The organism is Frankia sp. CcI156 (assembly GCF_001983015.1).
GTDB lineage: Bacteria > Actinomycetota > Actinomycetes > Frankiales > Frankiaceae > Frankia > Frankia casuarinae.
This window is the reverse complement of the sequence record NZ_MOMD01000092.1, coordinates 1-12,517: the sequence shown is the minus strand read 5'-3', so window position 1 is coordinate 12,517 and position 12,517 is coordinate 1. Positions and strand designations below refer to the sequence as shown.

7 protein-coding genes and 2 pseudogenes are annotated in these 12,517 nt (G+C 70.9%); 1 reads left to right on the top strand and 8 read right to left on the bottom strand.

Translation table 11 applies throughout. From position 1 onward, the window contains the following. Nucleotides 1–5: 5 nt before the first annotated feature. From CcI156_RS22765 to CcI156_RS22750, 3 genes and pseudogenes are all read right to left on the bottom strand, one after another. The gene (locus CcI156_RS22765) at nucleotides 6–557 is read right to left on the bottom strand and encodes a hypothetical protein (RefSeq protein WP_023842105.1); all 552 of its coding nucleotides are present in this window, start codon (nucleotides 555–557) and stop codon (nucleotides 6–8) included. A gap of 16 nt (nucleotides 558–573) precedes the next feature. After that, complete coding sequence (locus CcI156_RS22760) at nucleotides 574–870, bottom strand: hypothetical protein (protein ID WP_023842106.1); 297 nt, start codon at nucleotides 868–870, stop codon at nucleotides 574–576. Nucleotides 871–1,666: 796 nt separating this feature from the next. Further along, nucleotides 1,667–1,996 (bottom strand): annotated as a pseudogene (locus CcI156_RS22750) (AAA family ATPase); the annotation flags it as partial. A gap of 389 nt (nucleotides 1,997–2,385) precedes the next feature. On the opposite strand from CcI156_RS22750, the gene CcI156_RS22745 reads away from it, so the two are divergent. Continuing rightward, nucleotides 2,386–3,354: a pirin family protein gene (locus tag CcI156_RS22745; protein ID WP_076808120.1), complete on the top strand. Its 969-nt coding sequence runs from the start codon at nucleotides 2,386–2,388 to the stop codon at nucleotides 3,352–3,354. A 76-nt stretch (nucleotides 3,355–3,430) separates the two neighbouring features. On the opposite strand, the gene CcI156_RS22740 is transcribed toward CcI156_RS22745, so the two are convergent. The 5 genes and pseudogenes from CcI156_RS22740 to CcI156_RS27980 form a co-directional block, all read right to left on the bottom strand. Further along, nucleotides 3,431–4,576: a HoxN/HupN/NixA family nickel/cobalt transporter gene (locus tag CcI156_RS22740; protein WP_076808118.1), complete on the bottom strand. Its 1,146-nt coding sequence runs from the start codon at nucleotides 4,574–4,576 to the stop codon at nucleotides 3,431–3,433. Between the two features lie 202 nt (nucleotides 4,577–4,778). Beyond that, nucleotides 4,779–9,578 carry an alpha-(1->3)-arabinofuranosyltransferase family protein gene (locus CcI156_RS22735; protein WP_076808122.1) on the bottom strand — a complete coding sequence of 1,600 codons (4,800 nt, stop codon included), beginning with the start codon at nucleotides 9,576–9,578 and terminating at the stop codon, nucleotides 4,779–4,781. Between the two features lie 13 nt (nucleotides 9,579–9,591). Continuing rightward, nucleotides 9,592–10,929 carry a glycosyltransferase family 4 protein gene (locus CcI156_RS22730; protein WP_011435501.1) on the bottom strand — a complete coding sequence of 446 codons (1,338 nt, stop codon included), beginning with the start codon at nucleotides 10,927–10,929 and terminating at the stop codon, nucleotides 9,592–9,594. After that, nucleotides 10,926–12,278, bottom strand: coding sequence for a hypothetical protein (locus CcI156_RS22725; RefSeq protein WP_076808116.1), 1,353 nt, complete (start codon nucleotides 12,276–12,278; stop codon nucleotides 10,926–10,928). The genes CcI156_RS22730 and CcI156_RS22725 overlap by 4 nt, the downstream gene beginning before the upstream one ends. Nucleotides 12,279–12,399: 121 nt before the next feature. Continuing rightward, nucleotides 12,400–12,517, bottom strand: a pseudogene (locus tag CcI156_RS27980) (GDP-mannose 4,6-dehydratase); the annotation flags it as partial.

Below are 12,517 nucleotides of genomic sequence, written 5' to 3'. Positions count from 1 at the left end.
ATGAACTAGTGGGCATGAAGGTCGGTGTGAATCAGCCGGTTCCCGGCCACGGCGTCGACTACAGCGCCCGCGTGGACGGCCGCGGTGGCTACGTCCCAATCGGGGAAAACTCTAGCTGGAAGCGTTTTTAGATCCTCCCACCAACCCGTGTTGCGCCATCGATCGGAAAGCGAGCGCAGACCCTCGCCGGTCCGGCGGGAGATGTCGTTGACGACGTCCCGGACGCGGGGTAGGTCAGGAGAGCCGGGGATGAGGTCCGCTGGTTGGCCGGTCGCATGCTCGAAGCCAACCAGCAGCCAGTCATCGACCTGGCATGCGAACCGTGGACTCGGCGTGATTCCTGCGGCGAGGTGTCCGAACGTGTGCTCGTTACGGAGCCAGCGTGCTCGCCGGCCGCCGCCGTGGACGCCTTTGACGACCAGCCGCTGCTCACCCGCATCCACGACCGCGGCGAGGTCGCAGCCGTCCCCGACGTCCACCGAGTCGGCGGACGTGACGGGTCCGGTCTGCGCCTCAACCGCGTCGCGGACCTGCGTCGGCAGATCATTCCACTTCATGGGAAGTTCGACTCCGCTACTTGGGGACCCGGCTGCCCTTATTTTCGTCGCCGTCCTTGCCGCTTGCCGAGCAGTTGCCCTCGTCGGAGCATGTGGAGCACTTCGCCCACAGTTCGTGGTCGACGGCGTACCCGGCCTGTTGCATCAGGGTGATCGTACGAGCGTGCCTGGCTGCGCTGATGCTGCGGTCGGGTGGCGCGTCGTCGGGCACGTGGTGGATGAAGTGGCCGGCGACCTGCCGGCAGAACAGCTTGTACTCCTTGGTGTGCAGCAGAAAGGTGTGCCAGCCCAGGTCGATGGTGTGGCTGGGCACATGCGGCGTGTCCGGGTCCTCGCCGCACGCGGCGAGGAAGGCCAGAGCCCGGAGGCACCGACCACCATCGGCGCGCGTACCCGTTCGTGTCGCCGTTACCGGGGYATGACCCTTGAGACCCTTGCCGGCCTGACTGGCCTGTCCAAAGTATCGCAGTCGAGCGGGGCGACGGCGGGAAGGCACCCGAGATCATGCGTGGTGTGGATACGTCGGTGCTCGGTTCCGGACGTCGCCGCGCACAGTTCCTCACCGATTTCGGCCGAGGACTTGCCCAGTCGCGCGGCAAGGACAAACAAGCCCTCGCGGTACTCCGCGAAGCGGAACGGCTCGCGCCAGAGCTGGTMCGGACTCACCCGCTCGTGCGGGAGACTGTTGCCGTCATGCTCCAGCGTGCCAGAGCGAACGTCGGAGGACGTGATCTACGCGGACTGGCCTACCGAATGGGCATCGCTTGACATAGCCACGGGCCGGCGGGATGGAGGGGAGTGGTGGACCGTTGGCCACGTGGGAGCACGGGTTGTCGGATTCGTGTCCTGTTTTCGTGTATTCRGGATTTGTGGTCCGGCTGGGCCGGGTCTGATGGGTTCAGGTCGGYGGGGCGGCGTTTCCGAGTGTTCCATCATGCCACATTTCCCCTGGGCCTCACTAGTACCGCCGCTGGGCGTATCCCGCCGGTCAGTAGCCCGCTCTCGAACGACACAGCGCCTGCCCGGTCTGGGTCAGTCCGTGGCGCTGCTGGGCGTATTCCCCCCGCCTGGTGTGATTACCATACGTTGATGGTACCTTCGACATGTTAATGCTCCCGGAAGKTGTGGTTCTGCTCGGGGTCGAGGACCTCCAGCAGCGCCGCCGTCGGGTCCCCCCGGTAGTCGGCGCCCAGCTTGTCGACCTCGTCGAGCAGCACCACCGGATTCATTGAACCCGTCTCGCGGATCGCCCGGACGATGCGGCCGGGCAGCGCGCCGACGTAGGTCCGCCGGTGACCGCGGATCTTCGCCTCGTCCCGCACGCCGCCGAGGGCGACCCGGACGAACGACCGGCCCATGGCCCGGACGATCGACTCGCCGAGTGATGTCTTGCCGACGCCGGGCGGACCGGCGAGTGCCAGCACGGCACCGCCGCGCCGGGAGCGCCGCGGGATCCGCCGGCACGGGCGGCTTCGACGGCGGCTCGGATCTCACCATCGGACATGTCGAGAGACACGACCATGCCCGGTAGCACGACGGCGTCGTCAATGGGCAGGACGGGCAGCACCCGGATCTGTGGCATGTGGTCCACCCTGACGTGAGGAAGTTGAGTCACCTACACTGAAGTCCTTTCAGCTTGCCGTTGTTCCCAGGGTTTATCGCTGAGGGTGAACGATTCCCGCTCGTGCCCTGATGATCAAAAAATTCGCGGGAAGGATCGAGGGTGGCCCGTGGTTGCGCGGGTTGGTAGTTGCATCTACAAGTAGAGGCGCCGGGATGAGCTGCTCGAACTGCTCGAACTGCGACCTGAGCCCGCCAGGAGGACGACATGCCTGCCGTCACCGCCGATACCGTCCGTCTGCCGCGRCTGGCTGAGCCCGTGCTCGGCGAGGTCGACCGTCCGGTGCGGAGGATGACCACCGCGCCCACCGGGTTGGAGGGCGAGGGCTTCCCGGTGCGTCKGGCCTTCGCCGGAGCACGGCTCGCCGAGCTGGATCCGTTCATCCACATGGACGAGATGGGCGCCGTCGACTACGGGCCGGGCGAGCCCAAGGGAACCCCGTGGCATCCCCACCGCGGATTCGAGACCGTCACCTACATGATCGACGGAACCTTCCAGCACCAGGACTCGCACGGCGGCGGCGGACTGATCGCAGACGGCGCCACCCAGTGGATGACCGCCGGCGCGGGCATCCTCCACATCGAGACGCCGCCGGAGGAGCTCGTCGTCAGCGGCGGCCTGTTCCACGGTGTCCAGCTCTGGGTGAACCTCCCGGCGAAGGACAAGTTCTCCCCGCCGCGGTACCAGAACCTCGAGGGTGGCCAGGTCTGCCTGGTGTCCTCACCGGACGGCGGTGCCCTGCTGCGGGTCATCGCCGGTGACACCGGGGGCCACCGGGGCCCGGGTGCCACGCATACCCCGATCTCCGTCGTCCACGCGACGCTGACCCCCGGCGCGGCGGTGCACGTGCCGTGGAACCCCGAGTTCAACGCCCTTGCCTACGTCCTCGGTGGCCGGGGGACGGTGGGCCCGGACGCCACGGCGATCCGGGCCGGTCAGCTCGCGGTCTTCGGAACGGGGGATCTGCTCGGTGTCACCGCGGACGACCGGCAGGACGCGTCCTCGCCGAACCTCGAGGTCCTGCTGCTGGGCGGTCGGCCGATCCGGGAACACGTCGAGGTGTACGGCCCGTTCGTCATGAACACCCGGGCCGAACTGCGCCAGGCCGTCGAGGACTATCAGGCCGGCCGGCTCGGGGTCATTCCGGCGAACGCACTTATGCCGCATCGCGCCTGAACCCGACGGCATTCCGGGGTTCGGGGCGGCCGCCCGGCCCGTGCTGTCGGTGGTCCCCGAACCGGACGCCAGGCGGTCAGCCGGTGGGTTCGACCCGGCCGTCCTCGGGCCGGCCCGTCGCCCACCTCTCCTCAATGCGGCCGTACTTCCAGACCAGCAGAGCGGCGGCCCAGGTGGCGAYGAACAGGCCGACGACGAAGTAGCCGACGACGTTGAGATCCAGACCCGCGATCCAGCCCCAGAACTCGCCGGTGAGATGTGCCTTCTCGGCGAGGATGCCGAGCAGTTCGACGCTGCCGATGAGGAACGCGATCGCGACGGACAGCCCGGTAATGGTGATGTTGTAGTAGAGCTTGCGGACCGGTTGGGAGAAGGCCCAGGCATAGGCGAAGTTCATGAACGAGCCGTCGATGGTGTCGAGCAGGCTCATGCCGGCGGCGAACAGGATCGGCAGGACGAGGACGGTGTACCAGGGCAGGCCGGCTCCGGCGGCGCCGGCGGCGAGGAGGAGCAGGGCGACCTCGGTGGCGGTGTCGAAGCCGAGACCGAACAGCACGCCGAGCGGGTACATCTGCCAGGGTCGGGTGACCGCCCTGGTGAAGCGGCCGAGGACGCGGTTCATCAGCCCGCGGGAGTTCAGCTGCTCTTCCAGGCCGGCCTCGTCGTACCCGCCGCGGCGCATGTCCCGGAAGACCCTGATGATGCTGAGGAGAATGCCGAGGTTGATCGCGGCGATGGCGTAGAGAAAGCCGCCGGAGACGGCGGTGCCGATCCAGGCGGTGATGTCGTGCAGGGTCGAGCCGTCGGCTTCGATCTGCCCGGCCAGGGAGCGGACGCCCACGCTGAACAGCAGCATCAGGGCGAACACAATCGTGGAGTGGCCGAGGGAGAAGAAGAAGCCGAYGGACAGTGGGCGCTGACCGTCGGTCATGAGTTTGCGGGTGGTGTTGTCGATCGCGGCGATGTGGTCGGCGTCGAAGGCGTGGCGCAGGCCGAGGATGTAGGCGGTGACTCCGAGACCGACCCCGAAGACCTGGCCGTCGGCGCCGAAGCGGTAGTGGTGCGGCGCGATGATTGCCGTGAGCGTCACCCAGCCGATCACGTGTAGCCCGACGATGACCGCGGCCATGCCGCCGACACGCGCCCACTCCCGGCGGTCGAGCGCCCCGCGGACCCGGGCGGGAAGACCCCCCCTCGGCATGGTGCCGGCCTGCGCGACCATGGCAGGGCTCCCCTCGCGGTGCACCCGCCGACGTGGACGGGGAAGTTTTTGTGCGGCGGGCAGAGGAACGATAACCAGATCATGGATGCTTCTGCAACTAAGTTGCAGAAGCATCCATGATGCGGAGCTTTGCCGCCGCCGCGAGCCGCGGCCCCGGTCGCTGGGCATCTCCGGTCGCTGGGCATCTCCGCTCGCCCGACCTTCAGTGGCCCGGAGGCTCCTCCCCCGGGCCCGTCCGGGGAGACGGCGGGCCCGGCTGCCCCGCCTCGCGCCGTCGTTGCAGCTGGGCGACGAGCTGGTCGCTCGCCAGTAGCAGCACCGTGAGCCAGGAGATCGTCGCCACCTTCCCGAACGCGGCGACCCAGTCTCCGTCCGTCGGCAGCGCATGCCGGGCCTGCACCTGCAGCACGTACAGGGCGCTGACGCCCAGGCAGACCACCGGGCCGACGCGGGTCAGCAGCCGGCCGCGGGGCACGAGCAGCGCCACGGCCGTCGCCAAGGCGACGATGACCCCCGCTACCGGGGAGACCAGCACCGCCGAGAGCAGACCCATCCCCAACACGGCGAGCACGGTGGTGCGCGGGCCGACACGCCCCGCCCGGACGGACCACGGCTCGGCTGTCGGCAGATCCGGCTCCGGTGCCCGGGACGACCGGGACGCCCGCGTGGCCACGGTCGCGCGGGCTCGGCGGGTGTAGAAGATCACCAGTGCTAGGGAGAGCAGCACCGTCACCGCGGACAGCGCCAGGGCGAACCACACGATCCGTTGTGGGGTCCAGGTCAGCGTGACGGTGAACCCGGCGGCCGTCGGGGTGATCCGCCAGCCGTTCGCGTAGCCGTCCACCAGCCTGGGGGTGCCCAGGTCGGCGCCGCCCACGGTCGCCTTCCAACCCGGGGAGAGGCTCTCCGCGAGCACCAGCCAGAACGGGGTACCGGGCCGCGCCCCCGTCACGTCGACGGTGAAGGATGTGTCGCCGGCCGATCGGACCGTCACCCGTGGCGTGGCGGCCGACGTCGTTCCGGTGGTGCCCGTCGTTCCGGTGGTGCCCGTCGTTCCGGTGGCGGCCGACGTCGTTCCCGTGGTGCCCGTCGCGGCCGGTGGGGTCCCGGCGGGGGAGACGGCGGAGGCGGCGCCGGTCGCGTTCAGCCACGGGCCGCCGCCGACGTCCGAGGCCAGCAGCAGGCGATCGAGATCGATGCCGGCGAGGGCCCCGTCGGCGGTCCGGATCACGTGCTCCCCCGGGCCGAGGGTGACCGGCTGGCCGCAGGTGGCGACGGTCAACCCGAGCCGGTTGACCGCGTCGGCGGTGCCCCCGGTGACCTGCACCCCCACCGGCTGACCGTCGATGCTCAGCAGGTCGGTCCGGCAGGGCGCGGGGATCTGGGCCGGCAACAGCCCCGTCGCGGTGCTCCCTGCCGTGCCTGCCGTGGGCTGACCGGTGCCCGCCGTGGGCTGACCGGTGCCCGCGGCAGGCACGGTCGCGAGGCCGGGTATCCCGATCTCGGCGAGGCCCACCGGCATCGCCAGCGGCGAGCGACTGATGGGGTCGATGCTGGTGACGGTCCGGGCATCGTCGATGACGAACTTCCACGTGCTGCCGGTGACGGCCGGGAAGGTGAGGGTCACCTCGCGGGTGCCCCCGCGCCCCGCGGTGTCGGTGACCGCAGGCACGGTCACCGCGCCGACCCGCTGGCCGTCGACCTCGATCCCGATGCGGGTCGGGATCGAGTGCCGACCGTCGGCGACGATCGACATCGTCATCGACGAGACCGTCAACGGGGTCGGCGAGGCGACCTGGATCCAGCTGCCTCGCGGGTTGCCGATGCCCGGGCTCCACGCGGTGGCCGGGTTTCCGTCGAAGGCGCTCGACGCCCGCGCGGCGAGCGATCCCGGCAGCCGGCCGGAGGAGGTCACCACCGGGAGGGTGGCCGGGCGGCCCAGCACCTGGTCGACGCGATCGTCGGGGGAGTAGGCGGAGACGCGGGCGGTGCCGGTGAGCGCGAACGTCCGGGCCGTGGGCAGGGAGAACGACCGGCTGATGACCGACTCGGTGTCCTGCTTGAACGGTTCCGACGGGTTGGCCCGGTCCCGGGACACCTCCAGTGCCAGCCGGTGGCCGAGGGAGGCGGCACCGGCGGCGTCGAGGCTGTCACTCGGCATCCGCAGCACCTCCTCGGCCGTCAGCGGTGCCCCGTTCGCTCCGGGGATGGCGACCTCGGCGAACCCGACCGCGGAGACGTTGTCGTAGCTGCGCTGCCGGCCGGTGTTCGTCGCGTCGATGTGGATGCGTAACGTTCGGAAGGCCCGGGTGGGRAAGCGCACGACCTGCCCGGCGGCGGTGCGGGAGGCGTCGGTGAGCGCGACGGTCACCGGGGAGCCGCCGTCGAAGGTCAGCGTCGCCCGGGTGATCCACCGGTTGCGCGGCCCGGTCAGCGGCTGGACGAGGCGGATCTGGTTCGTCGTCGTCGGCTCGGCCAGCGTGGTCTGCCAGGCCTCCCCGGTCGGGTCGGTGAAGGCGCCGACCCGCCACGCGGTGCCCGGGTCGCCGTCGATCGCGCGGACCGGTCGGTCGGACGCCCCGTAGGAGAAGCTGTTCCCGTAGCTGGTGGCGGTCACCTCGGCGATCTTCGCCGGGGATCCCGGGGCGTGCAGGGTGGCTGTGGTCTCGCTGGTGACGTTCTGATCGGGGAACAGCGGCAGCCGGTTGTCGTTCGGGTCCTTCGCCAGCGGCCTGACTCCGGGTTGCTCGACGTAGCCGAAGTTCTCCCGGATGCCCGTCCACCGTTCGGCGCGCCGCCGGTTGGTGTCGGTGACGAGCAGGTCCGCACCGTCGTCGAGGGCTTGGCGCATCGCGGTGGGATCGGTGGCGAGTTCCGGGGCGTAGAGGATCGCCCGCCCGTCGGCGATTGGCTCGGCGAGCAGGCCGGAGGCCGCCGCGTCCACCAGCGCCTCCCCGTTGCCGCTGACGAGCAGGGGCCGCGCGGTGGTGGCGGTGCGCAYGATCGGCTGCGCGCCGCTGACCGGGAAGACGGCCAGCGCCGGCGGATCGGGCACCGACGGGTCGGTGCCGAGGGTGACCTCGTCGGTGAACGGGATGCCGGGATCCTCGGCAACCGGCGGTCCGAAGGTCTGTGGTACACCCAGCCCGTCCGGTCTGTTCGAGGTGAACAGGTTCCAGGTGGCCCGGGGGCGCGGGGTCCGGTACCGCTCGTAGGCGAGGTTGCTGCGCAGCACCACGTCGCCTACGCCCATCAACCGGGCGAGGTCCGGCAGGGCGGAGGTCTCGAACACCCCCTCCTGCAGCCGGCGGTCCAGCGAGCGGACCAGGTCGACGCTGCCCGCCTCGCCGTAGGGGATGAGTTCCCGCATGACCAGCGGACGGTCCATCAGCCCCTCGGTGACCGGGTCGAGGGTGCTTCCCCAGCGGTAGTGGGAGAAGTCGGCACCGGGAAGCTCCAGCACCCGGGTGCCGTTGTTCCTGGTGTCCAGGGCGCGCGCGAGTTCGGTCTCGTAGGCGGGGACGTGCTCGGGGCGTTCGAGTAACGGCTCGACGAACTCGCCGCGGAACAGCGGTGACATGTCGAGGGCCAGCAACAGCAGGACCACCCCGGTGGCGAGCGGCGGAACCAGCCGTCGGCGCCGGCCCGACCGGACCGGCCGCCCACCGGGGGCAGCCGTAGCGGTCGGACCGGCCGCCGCGTACCGCTCCCAGAGAGCTGCGAGCCCGCCCGCGAGCAGCACCGACATGCCCAGTGCCACCATGGGGACCGCCCGGGGCAGCGAACGCAGCGCGAGACCGGCCGTCGATCCCTCGGCGAAGTCCTTGAACAGCCGTCCCCAGGGAGAGGGATCGTCGTACGGGTAGACGCCGACGGCGATCGTGGTGCCCAGCAGGATCAGCGCGACGAAGTAGCCGCGCTGGCCCCAGCGGATGGCCGAGGCGCCGATCAGGGCGAGGATGGGTATGGTGAAGCTGACCGCGATCAGCCAGATGCTCTGGGTGTAGTGGGTGGCCGGCCCGATCCACGGACCGAGCGCGTCCTGTCCATAGAAGAACCAGTTGCCCAGGCCCCGCAGCACCTCGGAGGCCTGCGAGCTGCTGGCGACCGTCTCGATCGTCTCGGTGAAGGCGAGGACGTTGAGGCCATAACCGGCCTGGGTGTAGAGCCCCGCGATCCACCACGCCGACGTGACGAGGACGACCAGCACCGCACGGGTGCACATACTCACGGCGGCGCCGAGTCGGACCTCGCGGGTACCCCAGACGGCGAACGGTATCCACAGCAGTGGGGCGAACAGGATGAAGATCAGGCTGGAGGCGTTGATGCTGCCGATCGTCGTGACCACGAGGGCGAAGGCGGCGGGGAAGCGCCATCCGGCGGGACGCCAGCCGGCCCGGCCGGGCTCCGCCTCGCGCAACCCGCGCACGGTGATGYCGATCAGCCAGCCCAGTCCGGCGTAGGGCAGCAGGATCGCCGAGATCCGCGCCTCGTATTCCAGGATGTAGGGCGAGAGCATGTAGCCGAACGCGGCGACGAACGCGAAGCGGTCGGGCCAGCGCAACGAGCGGAGCAAGAACAGCACGCCGGTGCCGGCGCCGAACAGGATGGAGCCCGTCCACAGCCGCTGCGCGACCCAGTCGGGCAGGCCGACGAGATCCAGCAGCCAGTAGAAGGCGCCCTGCGGAAACAGATAGCCGATGTTCTGATGGGTGACGGTGCCCATGCCGATGCCGGGGTCCCACATGGAGACCGCTCGGCGCAGCATCCGGCTCGGATCGAGGTAGAGGTATGCCTTGGTGTCGGCGCCGATCTTTCCCGGTGCCGTCGCCAGCAGCGGCAGATACGCCACGGCGGYCAGCACCAGGGTCGGCCAAGAGGGCGGTCGCCGCCGGCGGATCGCCGCCGAGGCCGGACCGGACTCGGGGCGACCGGACTCGGGGCGACCGGAAGCGGGGCGATCGGACGAGGCCGGACCGGAGGGCGACGTGGTCAYGGTCACCGGATCACCGCAGTCACCGGTGCGGCCCAACCAGGTCCGCGGCCCGGGCCGCGCTGGAGCGGCGGCCTTGATGCCGGGCCGCCTCCCGGACTAGCGCCGCGAACGTCGAGCGAGCCGTCTGCGCCCAGGTGAAGGTCGCCGCATGCGCCAGCGCCCCGGCGGACAGGCGGGCGCGCAGATCGTGATCGGTCAGCACGCCGGCCAGTGTCTTGCCCAGGTCGGCCGGATCCTCCACCAACACGCCGGTCTCGCCGTCGACGACCGCGTCGGTGTGTCCGGCGATCTTCGTCGCGACCGACGGCGTGCCGCAGGCGGCGGCCTCGGTGATCGTCATGCCCCAGCCTTCACGGGCCGAGGCCGAGGCCAGCACCCAGGCGCGCCGATACAGCGTCAGCAGGGCGTCGTCGTCGACCCGCCCGACGAGGCGCAGCCAGCCGCCGGCTCCGGCAGCGGAGATCCGCTTCTCCAGCTCCACCCGCTCGTAGCCCTCGCCGACGATGACCGCCTCCATCGTCGGATGTTCGTCGTGGGCGTGGACGAGCCCGTCGATGAGGACGTCGAACCGTTTCACCGGCACCAGACGCCCGACAGCGAGGACGAGGGGATGCGGCGAGCGCTCGCCGGCGGGGGAGAAGGACGGGTCGATACCCGGCGGCACGACCGAGATGTTGCGCGGCGGCAGGCCGAGCAGGTCGATGATCTCGTGCCGGGACGACGGGGACAGCGTCAGGATGCGCGTACGCCGGTACAGCGGTGGTGCGATCTTGAATTCGACGGTCTCGCCGATCCTGGCCAGCTTCGGGGACAGCACCATCCGCCACATCTCGGCATGCACGTGGTGCAGGAACACCACCCGGGGGCAGCGGGCCCAGACCGGAGAGAAGAACGGCATCCCGTTCCAGATCTCGACCAGGCCGTCCCAGGGCCCGCCGCGGCCCAGCGCGCCGGACACCGCCGTGCGCGGGAAGACCGAGTACCGGCCCGCCTTGCGGACCACCGTGTAGCCGTTGCGGTGGACGGATTCCGGATGGCCGGACGCCACGGCCGTGCGCAGGCTCACGTCGATGCCGGCCTGCGCCCACAGCTCCGCGACCTTGTCGGCGTGCAGCTCCGACCCGCCCGACTCGGGGTCGTCGAGGTCACGCCAGGCCAGCATGTGCACGCGGCGCAGCCCCGAAGTCTCGACCAGCTCGGCGAGGGAGGGCCGGTGCGGCGCGGCCTCGATCCCGGGCGCTCCCACCTGCGCGGCCAAGAGGCCCGGCGGGACCGGGACGGCCGGCGGCACGACGAGGCCCGCGGGGGTCGGCGGGATCGTCGCGCCGGGGCCGCGCCGATTGCTCGCGGCGCTCATGCCCGAGCCGTCCGACGGGCGGCGGCGAGCACCGACAGGCCGGTGACGATGGCCAGCACGGCCTGGCAGGCGAGGTCGGCGCGGGCGGTGCTCGTCGGTGATCCGTCCGCCCACAGCATGAGGGGGACGGTCGCGGCGGCGGCCAGCCCCAGGGCCAGCAGTACGCCTCGCTCGCCGAGAGCGAGCAGGTAGTGGGTGAACAGCACGGTAGCTCCGAGACAGGTCATCGCTGCGGCCAAGGGGAGAAGCGCGCCGGAGGCATCGGTGAAGCGAGGGCCGAAGGCCAGGGAGAGAAGTGTGTCGGGTGCGAGGAGAGCGGCGGAGAGCAGCCCCAGCGCGGGGACGAGGAGTATCGCTAGCGTTGCTCCGAGTTGATGGAGGGCGTGCTGTCCGAGATGTCGTCGATCGGCGGCCTCCGGCAGCAGGAAGCCGGCCAGCACGACCGCCGCCAGTACGAGCACCTTGCTGGCCACCGAGACGGCCGCGTAAGAGCCCGACCGGTCGGGGGCGAGCCGGCCCTGCATGAGGACGTCGATGTTCTGCAGGAGGCCGAGCATCGCCAGCGCGACGAGAGCGGTGCCGACCTCGACGGCCAGCCGGGCCGTGGGCGCCGCGGGCGAGCCCGGCTCGGGCGACATTCCCACGACCGCGTCCGGGTGGCGGCGCAGCGTGGACCGCGTGTGGGCGAGGGCGGCCAGCACACCGAGCAGGACGGCGATCGCCGCGCCGGTCTMGTCCAGACCGGCGAGCACCAACCCGATCGTGAACACCGTCTTCACCGCGGCGTCGACGAGCAGGTTGGCGGCCAGCGCCGGATAGAGCCGGCCGCACTGCAGCAACCCCCGGTCGACGCAGAGCAGACACCAGGCGGCACCGGCGGTCACGATCTCGGCGACGCCGCCGGGACCGGGCAGCGACAGTTCGTGGGCCACGAAGCCCCGAGCGGCCACCGCGAGCATGGCGACGACCAGCACGAGCGCGACCCCGACCCGGCGGACCCGGCGGACCCACTGCGCCACCAGGTCCAACTGCCCGCTGTGCTGCCAGGTGGTGATCCGCCGGACCACCCCCACGAGCAGGGCGCTGCCCGGCATGGACACGATGAAGAAGATCGCGATCAGTTGGGCGACCGCGCCGTAGGATCGGGTACTCAGCGCGCGTGCGATGATCAGCGTGACGCCCATGTTGGCGAGGTTGGCGAGCAGGCCGGCCAGCGCCAGCGGGATGGCGCCGCGCACCGCCCCCCGCAGCCGGGTGCCCCGGGTCTGTTTCAGGCGTTTACGCAGCGTCCAGCCGTCGGCCGCGATCGCGGCCGACGCGCCGCCCGGCTGGGCGGTATTGCGCTTCATGCGGAGTCCTCCCCGACGACATACGCAGGGGTACTCCCCGCCCCGCGCAACGGAATGCCCGCGTGGGGCCGGTTCACCCGCGCCGGGGTGGTCGGCCGCCTGGTACGTCCGGGAACGGTGCTCAACGGATTGTCAGTGCCTTGTCGGCCGATTCCGTCTCGGTGGCGACGTCGGCGTCCACCATCATCGCCACCAACTCCTCGAACCCCACCCGCGGCTTCCACCCCAACACCTCCCGC